This is a genomic window from Pseudoalteromonas sp. NFXS39, assembly GCF_040148775.1.
Lineage (GTDB): Bacteria > Pseudomonadota > Gammaproteobacteria > Enterobacterales > Alteromonadaceae > Pseudoalteromonas > Pseudoalteromonas apostichopi.
Window position 1 is genome coordinate 115,631 of sequence record NZ_JAGDEC010000008.1, and the last position, 22,420, is coordinate 138,050.

The 22,420-nt window shown below is 41.5% G+C and carries 23 protein-coding genes; 18 read left to right on the forward strand and 5 right to left on the reverse strand.

What is annotated here, in order from left to right:
- Positions 1–147 precede the first annotated feature (147 nt).
- The 3 genes from tolC (at position 148) to J3455_RS15480 (ending at position 3,157) form a co-directional block, all read left to right on the forward strand.
- Entirely contained in the window at positions 148–1,488 is a 1,341-nt protein-coding gene (gene tolC / locus J3455_RS15470; RefSeq protein WP_130049630.1) for an outer membrane channel protein TolC, read from the forward strand.
- Between the two features lie 107 nt (positions 1,489–1,595).
- Positions 1,596–2,522, forward strand: a complete 927-nt coding sequence (gene lpxL, locus J3455_RS15475; protein WP_130049631.1) for an LpxL/LpxP family Kdo(2)-lipid IV(A) lauroyl/palmitoleoyl acyltransferase — start codon at positions 1,596–1,598, stop codon at positions 2,520–2,522.
- Between the two features lie 59 nt (positions 2,523–2,581).
- Complete coding sequence (locus J3455_RS15480) at positions 2,582–3,157, forward strand: TcpQ domain-containing protein (protein WP_130049632.1); 576 nt, start codon at positions 2,582–2,584, stop codon at positions 3,155–3,157.
- Here the strand turns inward: J3455_RS15480 and glnE are convergent.
- Complete coding sequence (gene glnE, locus J3455_RS15485; RefSeq protein ID WP_349562014.1) at positions 3,154–5,940, reverse strand: bifunctional [glutamate--ammonia ligase]-adenylyl-L-tyrosine phosphorylase/[glutamate--ammonia-ligase] adenylyltransferase; 2,787 nt, start codon at positions 5,938–5,940, stop codon at positions 3,154–3,156. The two genes, J3455_RS15480 and glnE, sit on opposite strands and share 4 nt — an antisense overlap.
- A gap of 72 nt (positions 5,941–6,012) precedes the next feature.
- Here glnE and J3455_RS15490 point away from each other — a divergent pair, with 72 nt between their 5' ends.
- From J3455_RS15490 to ruvX, 6 genes are all read left to right on the forward strand, one after another.
- Complete coding sequence (locus J3455_RS15490) at positions 6,013–6,906, forward strand: DUF350 domain-containing protein (protein ID WP_130049634.1); 894 nt, start codon at positions 6,013–6,015, stop codon at positions 6,904–6,906.
- Positions 6,907–6,934: 28 nt separating this feature from the next.
- On the forward strand, positions 6,935–7,396 hold the full coding sequence (locus J3455_RS15495) for a hypothetical protein (protein WP_130049635.1): 462 nt from the start codon (positions 6,935–6,937) through the stop codon (positions 7,394–7,396).
- Between the two features lie 69 nt (positions 7,397–7,465).
- Positions 7,466–8,200 carry a 16S rRNA (uracil(1498)-N(3))-methyltransferase gene (gene rsmE / locus J3455_RS15500; RefSeq protein ID WP_178926615.1) on the forward strand — a complete coding sequence of 245 codons (735 nt, stop codon included), beginning with the start codon at positions 7,466–7,468 and terminating at the stop codon, positions 8,198–8,200.
- Positions 8,201–8,268: 68 nt separating this feature from the next.
- Entirely contained in the window at positions 8,269–9,222 is a 954-nt protein-coding gene (gene gshB, locus J3455_RS15505; RefSeq protein ID WP_250661691.1) for a glutathione synthase, read from the forward strand.
- 24 nt (positions 9,223–9,246) lie between these two features.
- Positions 9,247–9,804, forward strand: coding sequence for a YqgE/AlgH family protein (locus J3455_RS15510; protein WP_130049638.1), 558 nt, complete (start codon positions 9,247–9,249; stop codon positions 9,802–9,804).
- A 19-nt stretch (positions 9,805–9,823) separates the two neighbouring features.
- Positions 9,824–10,273: a Holliday junction resolvase RuvX gene (ruvX, locus tag J3455_RS15515; RefSeq protein WP_167658189.1), complete on the forward strand. Its 450-nt coding sequence runs from the start codon at positions 9,824–9,826 to the stop codon at positions 10,271–10,273.
- Here the strand turns inward: ruvX and J3455_RS15520 are convergent.
- From J3455_RS15520 to J3455_RS15530, 3 genes are read right to left on the reverse strand one after another with little or no spacing between them, the layout of a single operon-like run.
- Positions 10,270–11,142, reverse strand: coding sequence for a hypothetical protein (locus tag J3455_RS15520; RefSeq protein WP_167658190.1), 873 nt, complete (start codon positions 11,140–11,142; stop codon positions 10,270–10,272). The two genes, ruvX and J3455_RS15520, sit on opposite strands and share 4 nt — an antisense overlap.
- Positions 11,143–12,276 carry a PilT/PilU family type 4a pilus ATPase gene (locus J3455_RS15525; RefSeq protein ID WP_130049641.1) on the reverse strand — a complete coding sequence of 378 codons (1,134 nt, stop codon included), beginning with the start codon at positions 12,274–12,276 and terminating at the stop codon, positions 11,143–11,145.
- 14 nt (positions 12,277–12,290) lie between these two features.
- Positions 12,291–13,331, reverse strand: a complete 1,041-nt coding sequence (locus J3455_RS15530; protein WP_349562015.1) for a type IV pilus twitching motility protein PilT — start codon at positions 13,329–13,331, stop codon at positions 12,291–12,293.
- 2 nt (positions 13,332–13,333) lie between these two features.
- Here J3455_RS15530 and J3455_RS15535 point away from each other — a divergent pair, with 2 nt between their 5' ends.
- The 9 genes from J3455_RS15535 to J3455_RS15575 all read left to right on the forward strand — a co-directional run bounded on the left by J3455_RS15535 (position 13,334) and on the right by J3455_RS15575 (position 21,597).
- Positions 13,334–14,047 carry a YggS family pyridoxal phosphate-dependent enzyme gene (locus J3455_RS15535; RefSeq protein WP_130049643.1) on the forward strand — a complete coding sequence of 238 codons (714 nt, stop codon included), beginning with the start codon at positions 13,334–13,336 and terminating at the stop codon, positions 14,045–14,047.
- Between the two features lie 17 nt (positions 14,048–14,064).
- On the forward strand, positions 14,065–14,886 hold the full coding sequence (gene proC / locus J3455_RS15540; RefSeq protein WP_239978012.1) for a pyrroline-5-carboxylate reductase: 822 nt from the start codon (positions 14,065–14,067) through the stop codon (positions 14,884–14,886).
- A 21-nt stretch (positions 14,887–14,907) separates the two neighbouring features.
- Positions 14,908–15,441, forward strand: coding sequence for a YggT family protein (locus tag J3455_RS15545; RefSeq protein WP_130049645.1), 534 nt, complete (start codon positions 14,908–14,910; stop codon positions 15,439–15,441).
- 58 nt (positions 15,442–15,499) lie between these two features.
- Positions 15,500–15,940, forward strand: a complete 441-nt coding sequence (locus tag J3455_RS15550; protein ID WP_167658193.1) for a DUF4426 domain-containing protein — start codon at positions 15,500–15,502, stop codon at positions 15,938–15,940.
- A 7-nt stretch (positions 15,941–15,947) separates the two neighbouring features.
- Entirely contained in the window at positions 15,948–16,547 is a 600-nt protein-coding gene (locus J3455_RS15555) for an XTP/dITP diphosphatase (protein WP_058586594.1), read from the forward strand.
- Positions 16,544–17,677 carry a radical SAM family heme chaperone HemW gene (hemW, locus tag J3455_RS15560; protein WP_130049647.1) on the forward strand — a complete coding sequence of 378 codons (1,134 nt, stop codon included), beginning with the start codon at positions 16,544–16,546 and terminating at the stop codon, positions 17,675–17,677. Before J3455_RS15555 ends, hemW begins: the two co-directional genes overlap by 4 nt.
- Before the next feature lie 40 nt (positions 17,678–17,717).
- A complete protein-coding gene (locus J3455_RS15565) occupies positions 17,718–19,553 on the forward strand; it encodes a DUF885 domain-containing protein (RefSeq protein WP_130049648.1) in 1,836 nt (611 codons plus the stop codon).
- Positions 19,554–19,652: 99 nt separating this feature from the next.
- Positions 19,653–20,336, forward strand: a complete 684-nt coding sequence (locus J3455_RS15570) for a hypothetical protein (protein ID WP_178926611.1) — start codon at positions 19,653–19,655, stop codon at positions 20,334–20,336.
- A gap of 4 nt (positions 20,337–20,340) precedes the next feature.
- Positions 20,341–21,597 carry a lipopolysaccharide biosynthesis protein gene (locus J3455_RS15575; RefSeq protein WP_349562016.1) on the forward strand — a complete coding sequence of 419 codons (1,257 nt, stop codon included), beginning with the start codon at positions 20,341–20,343 and terminating at the stop codon, positions 21,595–21,597.
- Here J3455_RS15575 and J3455_RS15580 read toward each other — a convergent pair.
- Positions 21,586–22,302 carry an SIMPL domain-containing protein gene (locus J3455_RS15580; RefSeq protein WP_286257170.1) on the reverse strand — a complete coding sequence of 239 codons (717 nt, stop codon included), beginning with the start codon at positions 22,300–22,302 and terminating at the stop codon, positions 21,586–21,588. The two genes, J3455_RS15575 and J3455_RS15580, sit on opposite strands and share 12 nt — an antisense overlap.
- Positions 22,303–22,420 lie beyond the last annotated feature (118 nt).

Genomic DNA, 22,420 nt, shown 5'->3' on the forward strand with positions numbered 1-22,420 from the left:
CTATTTCCTTTACGTTTTAAGTAAATGTTACGGCCAATTATATTCTGTTACACTTGGACATGCAGATTTACGTAATTTTTTTTTGGTTATTCATTAAAAAAGAGTACCATGGTGACAGTACAAAATTGTCTAAGGACTGAACGAACAATGAAAAAAACACTACTCGCTGCGCTGATCGGGTTTTCAAGCGCACTGACTGCAACAGCTAGTTATGCTGAAGACTTACTGCAAGTATACGAGATTGCTACGGCAAACGATCCTACCGTACTTAAAGCAAAAGCCCAAGCAGATGCGCAAGCCTATGAGAGCGATCGCGCGTTAAGTGCACTATTACCACAAATTGGTTTAAGCCTTGGTTACCAATCAACCAAATCAGATCTTTATGACGGTAATGATGCAACGGGTTATACCGGTTATGACTATGATCCTGATGAGTTTAGCCGTAGTATCAGCTTAAACCAAACACTGTTTGATTTAGGCGCATGGAATTCACTTGGTATTGCAGATAAACAAGCACTACAAGCAAATGCTCAGTACGACTTTGCTCGCCAAGATTTAATCGTTCGTGTTGCTGAGGGTTACTTCAACGTACTAAGTGCAATCGATAACCTTGAGTTCGTACAAGCAGAAAAGCGCGCTATCGAGCGCCAATTGCAACAAACAAAAGAACGTTATGCGGTTGGTTTAACAGCGATTACTGATGTTCACGAAGCACAAGCTCAGTACGATAACTCTGTTGCGCAAGAAATTGTTGCTAAGAATAGTGTTGAAACAGCTCGTGAGCAGCTTCGCGAAATCACAGGTAAATACCACGCTAAATTAGATATGTTGAATACCGAAACGTTTTCAACGGTTGCACCTAAAAAACAGTCAACTGACTACATCGAAATTGCAAAAGACAACAACTTAAATCTGCAAGTTTCAAAAGTCACGGTTGATATTGCTAAAGATCAAATCGATTTAGCAAAAGCGGGGCATTATCCGAAGCTAACATTAAATGCTTCATATGGTGACAGCCTAACTGACTTAAACAGTAACTCACATAAGCCACGTGAAGATAGTGCTAAAATTGGCGTAAACTTTAGCCTGCCTATCTACTCAGGTGGTGCAACTACCGCTGCAACTGAGCAAGCTCGTGCTTACTATGTCGCGGCAAGTGAAGACTTAGAAGCAAGCTTACGTGCAGTAACCCGCTCAGTTATCACATCATACAACCAAGTGGTATCTGACATCGCAACTTATAAAGCTCTACAACAAGCTGTTGTTTCTGCTGAAAGTGCGCTTAAAGCAACTGAAGCAGGCTTTGAAGTTGGTACACGTACTATCGTAGACGTACTGATCAGCACGCAAAACCTTTATAATGCAAAAAGTAATTTAGCAAACGTTCGTTACCGCTATGTTGTTTCAACACTTCGTTTGAAGCAAGCTGCTGGTACACTAACAAGCGAAGACCTTGCGGCAATTAACCAAGGTTTAAAAGAAATCTAGTAATTTCTTCTAATGAGTCCTTATTTAAAAGCCAGCCTCGTGCTGGCTTTTTTGTATTTTTAAAGACATACAGTTAAACTAGCTTTTTTATTTTCAGAGATTTTTTTGTGGTTAGTTCATCTCCTTTTAAGGCGTCTTTTTTAGGCCCTCGTTACTGGTTAACTTGGGTTGGCGTGTTCTTTTTATATCTTATCTCTTGGTTACCACATAAATTACAACTAGCGCTTGGAAAACTACTTGGTCGTTTAGTACACCGTTTTATGAAGCGCCGCCGTCATATTGCTGAAGTGAATATTCGTTTATGTTTTCCTGATATGCCAGAACATGAACAACGTGAATTAGTACTTAAAAATATGGAAAATACCGGTATTGCAATGATGGAAACCGGCATGGCTTGGTGGTGGCCCCAGTGGCGTATCAATAAAGTGTTTGGTTCAGTTAAAGGTCTTGAGCACTTTGAAAAGGCTCAGCAAGCAGGTAAAGGTGTTCTGTTACTTGTGCCACACTTTTTACACTTAGAAATGGCGAGCCGTATTATGGGTGTAAAACACCAAGGTATTGGCTTTTATCGCCCACACAATAACCCTTTGATGGAATATTTCACGACTAACGGTCGTCTTCGTTCAAACGAATACTTAATTGGCAAAAAAGATGTCAAAGGCTTATTAAAAGCACTTAAAAATAAAAAAGTTTGCTACTACTTGCCAGATCAAGATTACGGCCGTAAACGCTGTGAATTTGCCCCCTTTTATGCGGTAAAAGAAGCTGCAACAACAACGGGGACGCTGCTATTTTCAAGTAGCCGCAACTGCGAAACGGTGAGTTTAACTAGTCGTCGTGATGAAAATGGTCGCTACCACCTAGAAGTGTTACCTGCTCTTGAAAACTTCCCAAGTGGTGATGATCTTGTTGATGTTACTCATGTAAATCAACGTATGGAGCAAGCCATCGATTTAGCGCCAGAACAGTACATGTGGCTACATCGCCGCTTTAAAACCCGTCCAGACAAGAATGCCCCTTCTTATTACAAGTAGAGTGACATTTTGCTGTTTGTATGGTTTTATAAAGCTAATCAACAACAAGAGTATTAGAAATGTGGTTCTGGGTTAAGCATTTATCACTAGCATTTATTTTAATTGCTGCTGCTATTTACTTTTTATTCGGTAGTGGTCCAGTAATGGACATGAAAGATACTAAGAATGCTGCGGCACAAGGCTTATCGCGCTTTTATGCAGCACTACGTAACCAAGTAAATGACAAAAATAACGAACGAGATAAGTACGTTCTTAAATTGCCTACGCCAGAAACCAGCCTTGATGTAGCACTTTTTGAACGTGAAAAAGTAGTCGATCCTTCATCGCCAAACTGGACTGGAGAGATTCAACCACGTCGTTTTGAAAGTGGTAATACTCTAAAAGATGTACTCGCGGATTATGCCCGCCACGAAGATATTGTGCTGTACTGGTATTTAAGTAAAGACTATGTGGTAAAAGACCATTTTCGCGTTGATAGTAATTTTGTCTCAACACTTTACCAAGTTGGCCGCGCCATCAACGATGATTTCGAAAATGAGGTTTACACTTACTTCTGCTTTAAGCAAAGAGCAGCGGTAATAACCGAGCTGCCCTCAGCTTATGTGCGCGAAAACTGCCGTCGCTTAAAAAGCTAAAACACCTGCTGCCACGCCTGACTTACTAAGTCGATGTGCTGAGTTAACTCAGCACGTGGCGCACAACGCCCTTGCTGATTCAAACTCATCACATGATAGCGTGAACGATACGCAATATACGCAGCGATTAACTCTTGCTGCATTTGTTCACTGATACAATCCAAACGAGCTGCATCAGCTAAAATACGCACATTATCAGACCAAGTAGTTAGCTCAGGGTGCTGCATAGCATTATTCAACACCAAGTACTGAGTGATAAACTCAATATCTGTAATACCGCCCCTATCTTGTTTTAAGTCAAATAGCTCATCATTCCCTTTAGCAAGGTGAGCGCGCATTTTTTCACGCATCTCAACGACATCTGTTTTCAGCTTTTCATTATCGCGGGCTTGGCATAAAACGTCTTTGCGAATTTGTGCAAAACGCTCGCTCAATGAGGTTTGCCCATAAATCATTCGTGAGCGGACTAGTGCTTGATGCTCCCAAGTCCATGCTTGAGTTTGTTGATAGTGATAAAAGCTTTCTAGATTAATAGCCAGTAACCCAGACGCTCCTTCAGGCCTTAAGCGAGTATCAAGCTCATACAAAATGCCAGAAGCGGTGCGAGTATTGAATAAGTGCATTAAGCGCTGCGCCAGCTTTAAGTAGAACTGCCTAGAATCAATCGACTTATCACCATCAGTGTAACTGCTACCATCGTGGTTATGCACAAACACAAGATCAAGATCTGAATCGTAACCGACTTCAAAACCGCCCGTTTTGCCATACGCTATCACTGCAAAGCCTTTTTCTTGCTCTGAAGTATTCGCTGGCTGACCAAAGCGCTCAACACAGGCATGCCATGCTATATTTACAGCTTGCTCTACAATAGCCTCAGCAAGCGCTGTAAGGTGATCACTTACTTTCATTACACTAAGAACACCTGTTGCATCTGCTGCGGCAATACGTAATTGATGTGTTTGTTTAAACTGACGAAGTGCTTCCATTTGCAATTCTAAGTCACCATGCTCAATGCGTAAGAAATACTGTCTAATTTCATTTTTGTAAGCAGACAGAGGCGTCGGTTTATAGAGCACCTGAGGATCGATCAGCTCATCAAGTAAAATTGGGTAGCGAGAAATATGCTCACCTATCCATTTACTATGACAACAAAGTGAAACCAGCTGATTTAACGCACCGGGATTTTCGTATAACAGCTCCAAGTAGGCGGTTCGTGAAATGATCTTATTCAGTACTTGGCAAATCATGGTAAAGGCATCACAGCTCGCTTTAGTTACAGTGAGTTGTTTAAGTAAAAGCGGCATTAATTTATCGAGGATATCACGACCTCGACTGCCAATTTTCGCCTTAGTTAATCGCGCTTTAAAATCTTCAAGCGCCGGTTGCCAATCAAGGTTCGGCTCACACATCAGGCTAACATCAGTCATTTCCCAAGCGCTAATATACTCACTTTCACAAGGATCCGCCGTTTCACTTTCAAAGCCAATCACTTGTTCGAATTCACTATGTACTTGGGACATGGTCTGCTCAATGCTAATTAAACACTGATTAAAATCTTCTTTGTTGAGCAAATAACATAAACGTTGTTGGTTTAGCTCGTCATCAGGCAAGGTTTGCGTTTGTTTATCATCGAAAATCTGTAGGTACTGCTCAATTTGACGTAAATCTAAATAGTTCTGTGTTAATAACTCAGCTTCTTTATTCGACATAACTTGGTTGTTTACGAGCTCTTTTAAAGCAACCAATAATGACTGAGTTTGTAAATTAGCTTCACGCCCTCCTCGCACCATTTGCAGAGCTTGCACTATAAACTCCACTTCTCGAATGCCGCCTGCACCCAATTTAATATTGTTTGTAAGGCGCTTTCGGCGTACCTCTTGAGCAATCATTTGCTTCATTTTACGTAACGATTCAATCACCGAGAAATCAATATAGCGACGATAAACGAACGGGCGAAGCAATTCATAAAACTCGTCCCAATAACGATTTTCTGAGCCAATTAAACGCCCTTTTAGCATGGCATAACGTTCCCACTCACGCCCTTGCTCTTGGTAATAGTCTTCCATTGCATTAAAACTCATCACCAAAGGCCCACTTTCACCAAATGGGCGCAGACGCATATCGACCCGAAATACTTGGCCATTTACCGTAGTTTGGTTAAGCGCCATAATTAGTTTTTGCGCCACTTTAGTATAAAACACCTGGGCTTCAATGGAGCGGCGACCACCTTGTGTTGCAACATCGCGTGGATAAGAGAAAATTAAATCAATGTCAGATGAGTAGTTAAGTTCTCCTCCGCCAAGTTTCCCCATGCCTAAAACTAACATTGGCATTGCATTACCGTCATCATCAAGCGCCATGCCGCTGACTTTAGCTACTTGTGCAAATGCCCATTGATTAGCACTATCGATAAGCTGGTTCGCAAGCGCTGAGATATAAGCAATACTGTCAGCAATTGGGTTAGCACAACACAAATCAAGAAAAGCCACTTTCAACCAGTACTTTTCGCGATATAAGCGCAGCTTTGCCATCGCTGCATTGTCGTCAAGTTCGCTAATTTCAGCACTGTTTAACGGAGCTTCAATCTTACGGTTAGTGAGTTCATTATCATCTAGTAACCAATCTTTTAGGTCTGGTTGAGACTGTAAGCAATTCCACGCAAAGTCACTTAAAGACAATAAGTTAATAATTTTCTCTTGCTCCGCTTGCCCTTTATACAGGCTCTCGAAGCGGGTTTGGCCTAACTGATGTAGTGACTCGGTAAGCGCGTGTAAATTACTCATTAAATACTCTCTTTTAACTTGCCAATAACCGTACTAGAATGATTATCAAAGAATTATTTAGCAGGGACCTGCATGTCATATTTATCACTATCTAACACTAGTTTAGTCGCGATTGCTATTAGTTTCGCTGTAATTTGCGTCACTATAGTACTGCTACGTATTCTAACGCAAATCAAAGCAAAACAAGCGCTTAAAGAAGAGCTTGCACAGCATGATAACTTTGCTATGGGGATCAGCTTTGCCAGTGAGATCATGGTTGTTATTGCTACCATTGCCTATATATTTGATGAAATTAGCTTAAGTGCAGCGCAGTCTAACCCGCTCAAGGTCCTATTACTTATTGTGCTGTTATTTAGCTTTATCAAAATAGGTCACTTAATTCACCGTAAATGGATTTTGCATCGCTTTAACGAAGAAGCGGCCATATTAAAACAAAATGTCTGTGCTGCTTTAGTCGACTCAGGCATGTTAATCGCAAACTGTATTATTGCTCTTGGTCTATATAACTGGTGCCATACCCAAGGCTATAGCAGCTTGCTGATCGCCACTGTAAGCTTTTTTGTGCTGCAAGGTATGTTTGCCCTTGATAGTAAAATCCGAGAGTATCGCTTTGCCAAAGCCAACCAAGGTGCATCGCTACAAAGTAATTTTAATCTTGAAAATACTTCTATTGGTATTCGCTATGCGGGTAAGTCTATTGGCCTAGCACTTGCGGGTTATGCTGGTCTTGCCAGTGCATCCTTTATTAGTGGTAAGATGGTAGAAAATTTATTCACTCTAGTATCTCATTGCGGTGCAATGTGGGTATTGTTGTATATTTTGAGCTATATTATTAAATATATATCTTTACCCAATATCGACACATCGTTAGAAGTAGACCACCAAGATAACATTGGCATAGCCTGTATTGAGTTTGCCGTTTTCGGTGCAATAGGCTATTTACTAATAAGTATGTTTTCAATTTGATACGGAAGTTCTTGAATCGTGAGGCGTTATGCCATTTAAAGTTAATAATTATTTATTAGTTGATATCGATAATGAGTTTAGTCGTGCATTTGCTCAGCACTATTTTGCAAATGCCGAAAACTCAACCCTTGTGGTGGCTGGAGCTAATAGCCGTAGCATGGTAAAGCTCATGTTCGATCAACTCGTTAAAGATTATTGCTACTGTGATTTTAGTAATGAGATTAGTGTTTCAGAATTAGCTAGCTATTTACATGAACATCACAACATACAAGGTGTATTGATAAACCAAACTGACTACCAACTGGCAGACGACGCACAAAAGTTTATCTATAACTCATTGCACAAAATACGTTACTTAGTGCAGCAAGAAGGACAAGGCTTTGGCTTTACTCCCTGCCCTGATGCAGCTCACATTAATCACTTATCTTGCCAATCTGAAATAGCCGAAACAACTGCCCACGCCTTAACTGCCAAAGATGAGTTTAAATAACAAATAAATAATTGCACCTAAACCGCTGTATACTTACCATATTGCTAAAATTATTGATAAGTGACAGCCATGCGAGTTCCACATATTTACCAACCCTCAGCGATTTCTTTAAACACACCATTAGCACTTGATGATGATGCAGCAGGTCACATTGGCCGTGTATTACGTATGCAAGTCGGTGATAAGGTCTCGATTTTTAATGGTGAAGGAGGTGAATACCTCAGTGAGATTATTGAAGTCAGCAAAAAAAATGTGGTGGTCGAGCCACAAGAATTTATTGATCATAATGTTGAATCGCCTTTAAAAATTCACTTGGGCCAAGGTATTTCTCGTGGCGATAAAATGGATTTCACTATTCAAAAATCTGTAGAGTTAGGTATCACAGAAATCACTCCTATTTTTAGTCAACGTTGTGGTGTAAAACTCAGTGGCGATAGACTGCAGAAAAAACACCAACAATGGCAAAAAATTGCAATTGCTGCAGCAGAACAATCTGGCCGCAATTATGTACCTGTTGTACATCCTCCTATCGATATAAAAGAATGGTTAGAGCAAGCAAGTGAAGCAATAAAACTCACCTTACATCCACGTGCTGAGCACAGCATTAAAACTATTCATGTGCCTAGCGAGGGCGTGCGTTTTTTAGTGGGTCCTGAAGGTGGTTTTACCGATGAAGAAATCGATATAGCTAAACAACAAAATTTTGTTGATATTCGTTTAGGCCCTCGTGTTTTGCGGACAGAAACAGCGGCCCTGACCGTGTTAAGCGCACTGCAATTACAGTTTGGCGATTTAGCGAATTGAAAACCGTAAAAACACCCATATATCAAAGTAACAAAACACAGTATGGCATACGATTCTAAGGCAAAATAATGGCAATTAAGTTAGGCATAATCTCTGATCCAATAAGTGGCTTTAATATTAAAAAAGACACTGGCTTTGCAATGATGATGGAAGCACAAAAGCGCGGTTACGAAATTTACTACATGGAAATGGATGACCTGTCTCTGCGTCAAGGTCAAGGCTATGCAACTGCAGCCAAAGCCCGTGTTTTTGATGATGTAAATCACTGGTACGAGTTAGAAGAAAAAGCCACTATTGCTTTAGCTGATTTAGACGTAATTTTAATGCGTAAAGATCCACCTTTTGATACTGAGTATATCTACGCAACCTATATTTTAGAGCGTGCCGAGCAAGCCGGTACTCTTATTATCAACAAGCCTCAAAGCTTACGTGATGCCAACGAAAAGCTATTTACAGCTTGGTTTAGCGAACATACCCCTGATACGTTGGTAACTCGAAGCCAAGCAGACATTCGTGCATTTTTAGCTGAGCATAAAGATATTATCTTAAAGCCGCTTGATGGCATGGGAGGGGCATCTATCTTTCGTGTTAAAGAGGATGATGCGAATATAGGTGTGATCTGCGAAACATTAACCGAGCATGGTAACCGTTTTGCAATGGCACAAAATTATATTCCTGAAATCAAACAAGGCGACAAACGCGTACTTGTAGTTGATGGTGAAGTGATGCCATATTGCTTAGCGCGTATTCCACAAAATGGCGAAACGCGCGGTAACTTAGCAGCGGGTGGTCGTGGCGAAGCACGCCCTATTAGCGACTCAGACCGCAAAATTGCTGAAGCAGTTGCGCCAACATTGAAAGAAAAAGGCCTTATTTTTGTTGGTCTAGATATCATTGGCGACCGCTTAACTGAAATCAATGTCACTGCGCCAACGTGTGTAAAAGAGATTGAAGCTGCTTATGATATTTCAATCACTGGTCACTTATTTGATGCCATTGAAAGAAAACTGAGCCATACTTAATTTAAACAACAAAAGGGGCGACCTATGCAGTCATTAGAGAATCATTTCTTAATCGCGATGCCGAGCATGCAAGACCCTTTTTTTAAGCGTGCTGTCACTTATATTTGTGAGCACAATCAAGATGGTGCAATGGGCTTGGTGATTAACCAGCCTATCAACATCACTGTGGGCGAGCTACTCGATAAAATCGAAATTGATAACGACAAAAGCAAACAAGCTGCAGGCTTAGCTGTGTATGCTGGCGGACCTGTAAAAACCGATCGCGGGTTTGTTTTACATTCGCCAAAGCCTGGTTATGCAGCGAGTCAAAAGCTCAGCAGTGACATTATGATCACGACCTCAAAAGATGTGTTAGCAAGCTTAACCACAAGTGAGGCACCTGATCAATTTATTATCACTCTTGGCTATGCTGGCTGGGATCAAGGCCAATTAGAACAAGAGCTGTTAGAAAACTCCTGGTTAATTATCAAAGCTGATCCTGAAATCATCTTTAATACTCCAGTCGAAAAACGCTGGGAAAAAGCGGTTTCTATGCTCGGTTTTGATGTCGGGCAATTAAGCTCTGAAGCAGGCCACGCTTAACATTTAAAATTTTAAGACTATGACAAAACGAACTTTTAAGCCGGTGGGTGAACGCACCGTAATGGGTTTTGACTTTGGAACCAAAAGCATTGGTATAGCTATAGGTCAAGAACTCACAGGAACAGCATCAAGCTTACAAGCAGTAAAAGCGAAAGATGGTATTCCTGATTGGCAGCTCATTAAAAAGCAAGTGGACGAATGGCAACCTGATTTAATGGTGGTTGGTTTACCGCTTAATATGGATGGTACGAATCAAGAGGTGACCTTTAAAGCGAAGAAGTTCTCTAATCGCTTACACAACCACTTTGCTATTCCGGTTGAAACTCATGACGAACGACTAACAACTGCAGATGCCAAAGCCCGTTTATTCGAACAAGGTGGCTATCGAAACCTTGGTAAAGGCAATGTTGATAACATGTCTGCAGTGATCATCTTAGAAAGCTTCTTTGAACAATTTTACGGCGACTAGCGCTCTTCGTTAATCACAATATAGTCTTTTAAATCTGGAATAAAGCCTGCCTCTCGGTAGGCTTTTTCAATTGCACCTGATTGACGAAGTTGTGCAAGCCCTTTTTGAATTGCAGCAAAGGCTTCTTTGCCATCGGGATGACTCTTCGAAATGATAAAGTGGCGGCTATCTTTAAGCTGAAGTAAAAGGTTAGGCACAGCAACCAATTCAATATTCTCTAAGGAATAACGATTATTGAGGCTGGGCATCAGGGGCATCATCATAAAATCAACCCACTGCATCGATACAGTGCGGACTTGTCCTAGCCACTCGTCTTCTCTAAGTAATTCTTTCAGTGGCAGAGCCGATAACGTTTGCCAATCGGTTTGCCAGCGTGGCGTTGACACCGCAGTTAATTGCTTAAAGTCAGTAAGCTGTTTTATTTGCAGCGCTTTTTTATTGTTCGGTGAGGTAAAAATGCCCGCAAAATACTCACCATTTCGAATCACAGGCTCTGATATGTACACCGACTCTGCAAGCGACTTTGCATCAACAGACCATACACTATCAAAGCTGAGTAAAAGCTGGCCATCTTCTAACAGCTTGGTATTACGGTAATTAGCATTTCCTTTGTGGTAGCGAAATGGCTTAGTGTAGCCGCCTATATTCAATGCTTGTTGAGCTATGATCATATCGACTACATCGCGACGAATGTAAGCACCACTGAAGTCTTTAACTTCAATAGGCTTACGACCATTCAAAAAGCGACTGTAATCGTCATAAACATCATCGCGAATAAAAATAACCACACCTTTATTGTCATTACCGTATACATGAAACGTACTCACTAATAATAATAACCAGCTGATTAAACTTACTCGCAATCCCATTTATGTGTCACTCTTTCCATCAAGACCATCGATAGTCACGCCTTGTAAAAAGCCTGCGCCACTTTGCTCATTGTTTTGTAGCTTAATCATTAAGCGTAGGTCATTTGGCGAATCAGCATGATGCAACGCATCGGCGTAGTTAATGCGACGCTGCTTATAAAGCTCAAACAATGCTTGATCAAAGGTCTGCATACCCATTTCTTTCGATTTCGCCATGGTTTCTTTGATAGAACCAACATCACCTTTTTTAATAAGCTCTGCCACCATAGGTGAATTTAGCAAAATTTCGATAGCAGCTACACGTCCTTCGCCATCGGCAGTTGGAACCAACTGCTGAGCAACAATAGCGCGAAGGTTAAGTGCTAAGTCGTATTTTAACTTATCGTGCTTTTCTTTAGGTACTAAGTGCATAATACGGTCGATTGCTTGGTTAGCATTATTCGCATGCAGTGTTGCCACACACAAGTGACCTGTTTCTGCAAAGCTTAATGCATACTCCATGGTTTCTTGTGAGCGTATTTCACCAATTAAGATTACATCAGGCGCTTGACGCAACGAGCTTTTTAGCGCTGATTCGAAGCTTTCTGTATCTAAACCTACTTCACGTTGAGTAATGATACTTTTACGATGCTCATGAACAAATTCAATAGGATCTTCAATCGTTAAAATATGACCTCGCTGGTTACGGTTACGATAACCTAGAAGTGCGGCGAGTGAAGTCGATTTACCCGTACCTGTCCCCCCCACAAACAGAACTAAACCACGTTTAGCCATAATCACATCGGTTAAGGTTGACGGCAACCCTAGCTCATTGACATCAGGTATCTGAGTCACGATACGACGAATAACCATGCCAGCTCTGTCACGCTGCCAAAAAGCAGAAACACGGAAACGCCCCTCATCAGTTGCAATCGCAAAGTTACACTCTTTAGTATCATGAAATTCTTTACGCTGCTTATCGCTCATGGCTGACTCAACCAAATCGAGTGAAGCTTCATCAGAAAGCTTTTCGTCGGTAAGATGTACTAGCTCACCGTTTATTTTTGCACTGACAGGCAGTTGGCTAGAAACAAACAAGTCAGACGCTTTTTTGTCGATCATAACTTGTAAAAAATGATTTAAAGGTAAAGACATTTTAAATAACTCCGTTAACCACCAAACTGGGTTTTATCCTGTGCTTTAGCACGCGCATCATTGGTTGTAATAATACCGAAGTTAACTAAGCTTGCTAAACATTGATCCATGGTCTGCATTCCATGGGACGCACCGGTTTGAATTGATGAATACATTTGCGCGATTTTATCTTCTCGGATTAGGTTTCGGATAGCAGGAATACCTATCATGATTTCATGGGCTGCTACTCGGCCACCGCCCACTTTTTTAAGTAAGGTTTGTGATATTACGGCACGTAGTGATTCAGACAACATTGAACGCACCATGTCTTTTTCTTCACCAGGGAATACGTCAATGATACGGTTGATAGTTTTTGGTGCAGAAGTAGTATGCAAGGTACCAAACACCAAGTGACCTGTTTCTGCCGCGGTCATCGCTAAGCGAATTGTTTCAAGGTCACGAAGCTCACCCACCAAGATTACATCCGGATCTTCACGTAATGCGCTTCTAAGTGCATTAGAGAAGCTATGCGTGTCACGGTGAACTTCGCGTTGGTTAATGAGACTCAGCTTATTCTCGTGCACGAATTCGATAGGATCTTCGATAGTTAAAATATGGTGATGCTTATGTTGATTAATATAATCAACCATCGCCGCTAAGGTAGTTGATTTACCAGAACCAGTCGGGCCTGTAACCAACACTAAACCACGCGGATTATCGGAAATGGTTTTAAAAATATCAGGCGCACCTAAGTCATCAAGCGTTAAAACATCACTTGGGATAGTACGAAACACCGCCGCTGGGCCACGGTTTGAGTTAAATGCGTTTACACGAAAACGCGCAAGGTTTGGTACTTCAAAAGAAAAATCCACTTCGAGATTTTGTTCGTAGTCCTTACGCTGATTATCGTTCATAATATCGTATACCAGACTATTTACATCTTTTTGTTCTAATGCTGGAATATTAATACGACGCACATCACCATCAACACGTATCATAGGTGATACGCCTGATGACAAGTGTAAATCCGAGGCTTTGTGTTGCACACTAAAGGCCAATAATTCGGTAATATCCATTTATGACTCCACAACCAACTGATAATTATATGGTTACAATAGCAGAACGACTTACATCCGCCTACGCAAGAATTGCTCAAGCTGCAAAAAATAATCGCCGCGATGAGCAATCAATCAACCTATTGGCTGTTTCAAAAACAAAACCTGCCGACGATATTATTGCTGCCTATGAGCATGGCCAACGCCAGTTCGGCGAATCTTATGTCCAAGAAGCGGTAACAAAAGTCACAGCATTGGCTGATTATAAAGACATTATTTGGCACTTTATTGGCCCTATTCAATCAAATAAAAGTGCTCAAGTAGCCTCTCATTTTGATTGGGTGCAAAGTGTTGACCGCACAAAAATTGCAAAACGTCTTAATGAGCAACGGCCAGCCGATAAAGCGCCACTCAATGTATTAATACAAGTCAATATTAGTTTAGAAGAGGCTAAGTCAGGCTGCCACCCAGACGAGCTAATGGCATTGGCCGAATTTATCAGTCAATGCCCTAATTTATGCCTGCGAGGTTTGATGGCTATTCCTGCCAAAACCGATGATGCCCAGCTACAATTACAATATTTTGAGCAATTAAGCGCTTGCTTTGATAAACTAAAGGCCCAATATCCCCAAGTAGACACCTTGTCGATGGGTATGAGTAACGATGTTGAAGCAGCGATAGCTGCGGGTTCAACCATGGTACGCATTGGCACGGATATATTTGGCCAACGAAATTAAAAGGTGATAACAGACATATGTCAGACAAAAAAATCGCATTTATAGGCACGGGTAACATGAGCTACGCCATCATTGGCGGCATGGTAAAGAACGGTTTTGCAGCTAAAAACATCATTGCAACCAATCGCAACCAAGAAAAATTAGCTAAGGTTGCTGCTGATTTCGGGGTGCAAACTACCGCGGATAACAACGCGGCACTTCGCGATGCTGATGTAATTGTCTTATCTGTTAAACCACAAATGATGGGCGATCTTTGCCAATCATTCCAAGACTCTGGCGTTGATTTTAGCGACAAGCTATTTATTTCAGTGGCAGCGGGCCTTAGCGTAAACCGTTTACGTGAAATGCTAGGTCAAGACGTGAAAATGGTGCGTTGTATGCCTAATACACCATCATTACTCGGTCGTGGTGTTTCAGGTCTATATGGCGCAGGCGAAACCGCTGAAGAGCACAAGTTTGTACAACAAGTTTTTGAGTGTACAGGCATTGTTGTTTGGGTTGAGCAAGAGTCACAAATCAACGACATCATCGCTGTTACAGGTTCATCACCTGCTTACTTCTTCTTATTTATGGAAGCTATCGAAGAAAAAGCTAAAGCACTTGGTTTTAGTGATGAAGATGCGCGCCGTTTAGTACAACAAACTGCACTAGGCGCAGCCGAAATGGCACTTTCGCAACCAGACATCAGTATTGCTCAGCTACGTGCAAATGTAACCTCTAAAGGGGGTACCACTCACGAAGCGGTTGAGCATCTAAAATCACAAGGTTTAGTAGATACTGTTGCAGATGCAATGGATGCCTGTATAGCCCGCGCTGAAGCGATGGAAAAAGAACTTTAAGCTTACTTTTAAGGTAAAATTATGCAAGCCATGCACTTTTTAGTTGGGATTATTTTTGATCTCTTTTTAATGGTGGTCCTTTTACGCTTTTGGTTACAAGCGGCAAAAGCTGACTTTTACAATCCTATGAGCCAGTTTGTGGTGAAAGCCACTTCGTTCGCAGTAAACCCGCTTCGTAAAATTATTCCAGGAGTGGGTGGCTTTGATATTGCTTCGTTAGTGCTTGCTTATTTAGTTGCAGTAGCGAAACTCAGTGTTATTTTTCTGATGTTTTATAATGCTTGGGCGCCAGGTCCGGTATTTATTCAGGCTTTAATAACTGTCGTTAAAGAAGGTTTAAACTTACTATTTTGGGTTTTAATTATTCGTGCTTTACTAAGCTGGGTAAGCCAGGGTTACAACCCAATTGAAGCTGTATTCCACCAGCTAACTGAACCTATGTTACGCCCTATTCGTAAGGTTATTCCACCACTAGGTGGTTTAGACTTATCAATCTTAGTGTTGATTATTGGTCTACAGTTTTTACAGTTTCTATTGTTGGATTTAATTGGCTAAACGTTTAGCGTGACGCAGTAAGGGGCCGAAAGGCCTCTTTTGTTAAGTGAGATATACCATGAAGCAATTTATTTATTTTTCTTTAATTGTATTAAGTTTATTTACAAGCTATGCCAAAGCGGATGAACAGGCAGGCGCTCAGTACAAGGTACTTGGCCCTTGGGAAGTTCACTACATTGCATTTCCATCGACCTTTATCCAGCCTAATATCGCCAAAAACTACGATTTAGAGCGTAGCCCTAGCAAAGGGATTATTAATATTTCGGTATTAAAAAACAGCGATAAAACAGCACAGACTGCAACTTTAACAGGCACAGCACGTAATTTGCTTGGCAATAAAAAGCCGCTTAAATTTAAAGAAGTTGTTGAAGGCGATGCAATTTATTACCTAGCTCAAATCGATTATAGCAACGAAGAAATCTACCGTTTTGATATCGAAATAAATCAAAATGGCAAAGTACAAACGCTGAAGTTTCAGCAAAAATTTTACGTAGATTAATAGACCTATGAATAACACCTTGGTTTTAGCCACGGGTAACCCTGGCAAAGTAAAAGAGTTGGCAAGTATGCTCAGCCCTCTTAATATTAACGTGGTTCCACAAAGCGATTTTCAAGTACCAGACGTGCCTGAAACAGGCACCACATTTGTTGAAAACGCCATTATTAAAGCGCGCCATGCTGCAAAGATCACTGGCATGCCTGCTATTGCTGATGACTCAGGTCTTGAAGTTGACGGCCTAAATGGTGCACCGGGTGTATACTCTGCACGCTTTGCCGGAGCGGGTGCAAGCGATCAAGATAATATCGACAAGCTATTAAAAGAGCTTGCTGATAACCCAGTTCGCAGTGCGCGTTTTTGGTGTGTTTTGGTATTAATGCGCCACGCCGACGACCCTACACCACTTATTTGTAGTGCCAGTTGGGAAGGCGAAATCACCCATAGCCAAGATGGTCAGGGTGGATTTGGTTATGATCCTGTTTTTTACGTACCGTCTGAGCAATGCACTAGCGCTCAGTTAACTAAGGAGCAAAAAAATGCCCTTAGCCATCGCGGCCAAGCTTTAAAACAACTACTTGCGCAATTGCAGCAAAAAGGCGGCCTGTGAGTTTACCGCCTTTAAGTTTATATGTGCACGTGCCTTGGTGCGTGCAAAAGTGCCCATACTGTGACTTTAATAGCCATGGCCAAAAAGGCACAATCCCCGAAAAAGAATATGTTCAGCATCTAATTGATGATCTCAAGGCCGACTTGCACTTAGTGCAAGGGCGTAAAATCCACAGCATATTTATTGGTGGCGGTACCCCAAGCTTATTAACGGGTGACGCTTATACCCGCTTACTAGGTGAAGTCGACAGATTAATTGGCCTAAGTGATGACTGTGAAGTTACCCTAGAGGCTAATCCCGGTACCGTCGAAACAGGTCGCTTTAAAGAGTATGTTGCCGCTGGCATCAATCGTATTTCGATTGGCGTACAAAGCATGCAAAATGACAAGCTAAAAGCCCTTGGCCGTATTCATGGTGCTGACGAAGCAAGCTATGCAGCTAAACAGGCACACCAAGCGGGGTTAAATAGCTTTAACCTTGATTTAATGCATGGCTTACCCGGACAATCTCTTGAAGATGCCTTAAGCGACCTTGAAAAAATCATCGCGCTTAATCCTCCACACATATCTTGGTATCAACTAACGATTGAGCCGAATACTCAATTTGCTTCTAAGCCACCGACCTTACCGCATGACGACACTCTGTGGGATATTCAAGAACAAGGTCAAGCATTGCTGGCAGCTGCAGGTTATGAGCAATACGAGATCTCAGGCTACGCGAAGCCCGGCTACCAATGCCGTCATAACTTGAATTATTGGCGATTTGGCGATTATCTCGGTATCGGCTGCGGTGCACATGGTAAAATTACCGATGAAAATAAAGTCATCACCCGTACGGTGAAAGTAAAACACCCACGAGGTTATATGGATCTTGCCAAACCGTATTTATACGAACAATGGCAAGTAGCAGAAGACGACTTAGCTTTTGAATTCTTTATGAATCGTTTTCGTTTAGTCGAACCCTGCCCCAAAGCTGATTTACCTTTGCTTACAAGTTTGTCACTGCCAAGTCAGGAACAAGCCTTGACTGATGCAATTGCAAAAGGCTTACTAATTGATGATAAAGATAACTGGCAGGTAAGCCAAAAAGGCCACCGCTTTTTAAATGACCTGCTAGAATTATTCGTTTAAGAATTATAATTAAATTTCTAACAACTACAAAGGAACGATAATGCGTAAACTGACCTTCATCGCTGCGGCGGTAAGTGTTGCATTACTTGGCGGCTGCCAACAAATGCAAGAGCAACCGAAGCCTGCACCAAGTGTACAAAGCCAACCTGTACAAAGTGAAATCGATAAAGCAAATGCTTTCTTCGAAGATACTTTTAACCGTGATGTAATGAAAAGCCCTATCTATCAAACATACATGGGCATCAAAAAAGATTACGACAAATGGGACGATGGCAGTGAAGAGCGCGTTTTAGAAGACTTTGAACAAACTAAAGCTGATCTAGTTGCGCTTAAGGCAATTAACCGTGACCTATTAGATGACGCGACGAAAGTAAGCTACGACCTTAAAAAGCAAGATTTAGAAAACGAAATTGCTGATTTCAAATGGCGTCATTACAACTACCCAGTGAACCAAATGTTTGGTGTTCACTCGATGATCCCAGCGTTTTTAATCAACCAACATCAAATTGCTGATGTGTCAGATGCTAAAGCGTATATCTCACGTTTAAATGGTGTTACAACGGTTATTGATCAACTAATCAAAGACCTTGAAGTACGTGCAGATAAAGGCATTATCGCCCCTAAGTTTGTTTTCCCACACGTAATTGATTCAAGCAATAATATCTTACGCGGCGCACCATTCCATGATGGTGAAGACTCAACGTTACTTGCTGACTTTAAACGTAAAGTAAACGCATTAGAGATTGCCGACAGCGAAAAATCAGCACTTATCAGCGATGCAGAAAAAGCCTTAAAAGCAGCAGTAAAACCTTCTTACACTAAACTAATTAACTTCTTAGCTCAGTTAGAAAAGCGCGCTGATGACCGTGATGGTGCTTGGAAATTCCCTGACGGCGAAGCGTTCTACAACAACGCGCTAGCACGTACCACAACAACTGATTTAACAGCGAAAGAAATTCACACAATCGGTTTAGCTGAAGTCGCGCGTATTCACGACGAAATGCGTGAGATTAAGGACAAAGTAGGCTTTAAAGGTGACCTTAAAGCATTCATGCAATTCATGAAAACTGATAAGCAGTTCTACTACCCGAATACCGCTGAAGGTAAACAACGTTACCTTGATGAGGCAACAGCGCTTATCGATAACATGAAGTCTCGTCTAGACGAGCTATTCATAGTTAAGCCAAAAGCAGACCTTAAGGTTAAAGCTGTTGAAGCATTCCGCGAAAAAGCAGCAGGTAAAGCGTTCTACCAACAACCTGCACCAGATGGTTCACGCCCAGGTATTTATTACGCAAACCTTTACGATATGGAAGCAATGCCAACATACCAAATGGAAGCACTTGCATACCACGAAGGTATTCCAGGTCACCACATGCAAATTGCTATCGCGCAAGAGCTTGAAGGTGTGCCTAAGTTCCGTAAGTTTGGGGGCTACACAGCCTATGTTGAAGGTTGGGGTTTATACTCTGAGCTAGTACCAAAAGAAATGGGCTTATACGAAGACCCATATTCAGATTTTGGTCGTCTTGCGATGGAATTATGGCGTGCATGTCGCCTAGTAGTAGATACAGGTATCCATGCTATGAAGTGGACTCGTCAAGAAGGTATCGACTACTACGTAAATAACACACCAAATGCGACGTCTGATGGCGTTAAAATGGTTGAGCGTCACATTGTAATGCCTTCACAAGCAACGGCATACAAAGTGGGCATGCTGAAAATTTTAGAGCTTCGTGAAGCGGCTAAAGAAAAACTAGGCGATAAATTCGATATTCGTGAATTCCACGACGTAGTACTTAAAAATGGTGCAGTACCATTAAACGTACTTGAGAAGTTTGTTGACCAATGGGTTGCTAAGAAACAGGCAGCTTAAACAATAAAGACTTGAAAAAGGCCGCTCAGCGGCCTTTTTTATTTATTTAAACAAGTAGTTGAGCTATAAATGTATAAATAATAAAAAGCGAGTATTTCCATGCAAAGCGCGATTGAGCAATTGAACAGCCGACTACAACATCATCAGTTAAAAGAACTCATTGCCGATTACCAAAGTTTATCGGGGGTTTTGCAAGCGGCACAATTACAACATATCTATCAATTAGCTTGCAGTAGTGAAGTTAAATATTTGTTTTTACAAAATGTTGCAGCGCATTTACTCGAAGCAAGCCCGCTACCAAGTGAAGCTGTGGGCTTGATTGATGATATCGATAAATTGAGTTTTTTCACTCCTGGCCTTAAGTTTCAAAATGCCTTTTGCGTAACAGACAACCAAGGGAATACCCTACTACATCATTTATTTACTCAGTGTCAGCCCGATAAACTGCCCTTTAATTATTTGCGCTCGTTAATGTTATTTGAAAGCAACGAGAGCCTAGGAAGTGCGTTAAAAACATTAAATAAGCAGCAGCTCACCCCTATTGGTTGCTTTATAGCGCAAAACACGACAACCCAAATGCTAGCAAAACATGAGTTTTCAGCATTATTAGCCATGATGGAAGTAGACCAAAGCCATAGCCCAACTGCTGTCAGTGCCTTGATAAATACTCTCAAGCATTTTTACAGTGCCAATAAACCAACGAGTACTGATAGCAAAGTTCTACTGTGTGCGGCCTATTTGCAGGTGCCAACGGCGCAGTTATTAAACGCGCTCAATCAATAACTCCATGAATAAGGATGTTGTTAAAGCGTTTTTATCGCTCAGCAGCTTTACAGCCCTTAACCACGGTAGCCGTATTGTACTTACCTTGTGCCTTGCAAGGTTATTAAGTACTGATGAGTTTGGCACGTTCGCGGCATTACTCGCACTTTGTGAAATTCTTTTATTACCCGCGAGCATGGGTTTTGCATCGTCTTTAATGCGTATTAGCTATCCGCTCTTCAAGGCTCAGCAACATGAGTTATTACGCGGCTTAAAACATGTTTATTTAGCTGCATCTTGTTTATTCGGGGTGATTTTTGTCGCTGCTGTGGTGATTAGCTTTCAGGCTATTTCACCACACCAAAGCGCCCAAGAGCATGTGGTTTATTTACTATTACTGGTGCCAATTGGCGCCATTATGCAAAGCCAATCTGCTTTTTTAGTGGCTTTAAACAAACCCCAAATTGGCCTGATAACGCAACAGTGTATTTTTGAATTGCTAACGGCTGGGTTTTGCTTTTTAGTCTATCTAATACGTGGTGACTTATCTTTAGTCGAGATTTGTATCCTGTTGTTTTGTAGCATCTTATGTGTAGTCATTTATCAATATTGGTTAATCAAAAAAATGATCGTCGCAAGCACTGCCCGCTACCAAACCAAGCAATGGTGTAAAGACTCATTGATCATGCTCGCCAGTGGCGCAGGAACCGTGTTGGTAGCAAAACTCGATGTCTTACTGGTGCATCACTGGTTTGGTGCACAAGGCGTGAGTATCTTCTTTCCTGCGGTAGTGATTGCTGGCTTACTGACTATTTTAGGCAATGCTGCCAACCAATATTTAAAACCCATTTTAATGGCTGATGAGACGACCGAGCAGCAACTTAGCGAGTTAATGAAAGTGGTATGGCGTTTTAACTTTGCCGCTATTTTTCTACTCGCCCTGCTCGCAAAGCCACTACTCACTCTCTATGGCGAAAGCCAATTGCAAGAAGGGTTTTCGATTTTAATGCTGCTGTTACTCGGGCAGCTGTTATTACCAGCAAGAATTTTAGCCAGTAGCATGATCAAGTTAAAAGGGAACCCGCTTATCAACTTGTACGTATTACTTGGCGCAACCAGTGTCACGGTTTTAATGGCAGTACTTTTAAAAGATCAGTTTGGCTTATTGGGGGTGGCTGTGGCGTTTAGTGGCGGCTTTATCCTTGGAGCGCTTTGCCGAATGGTGATTGTATGCACACGCATGCGGCTGCCTTTATCTGTGGTATTTGGTTTAATCAGATAGATAATATTCAACACTGGTAACAACACGCACTTTTTTCAGCTGAGGTGTGTTTGAATCTCTATCTGTTATTGAAAACTGCCCCTGACGCGCTGTTTTAATTTTACCTAATTTAGACTGTGAATCTTTGGCAAATTTCATTGCTACTTCGCGGGCTTTTTCGGTTGCTTCTTGAATCATATTTGGCTTAATTTCATTTAAGCCATTAAATAAATATTGAATACGCGTTTCGTAATTGTCTTGTACTATCGCGATGCCTTGCTTTGCTAATTGGCTTACTGCGCCTAAGGCATGTTGCACTTTTTCGATGTCATTTGAATAAACAATGACATTATTACGGGCAATATAACGAAACTGCTGATTCTCGCCGCCATATTCACGGGCTTGCTTATCAATAATGGATTGACTACCAAGACTTATTTCTTCATCACTAAAACCATGTAACTTTAAAAAAGCCACAACCGCATCGCTTTTCTCTTCAACTCGACCAACTAATTTTTCAAGATTATTGTCGGCATCTGAAAACTGTAATGGCCAAATAACGGTGTCAGCTGGCACTTCCATTTCAGCTAAACCTTTAACGTGGACAGTGCGCTCCATACCCTTTACATCAAGGGCCGCACTTTTCAAAATAAAACCTAATCCAAGTAAACCAACCGCTAATGCACACGCTGCAATAACGATATTAAATGGTTGCGTCTTATTCATGCTTTTCTCCTTGATGTAGGTCACTGTTTTTGACTCGAAAAGTAGTTATAAACAGGTTATCTTATGAGTATAACTTTTAATACTTTAGAAGCGTGTCGGTTCTAGTTTGGGTGTATTA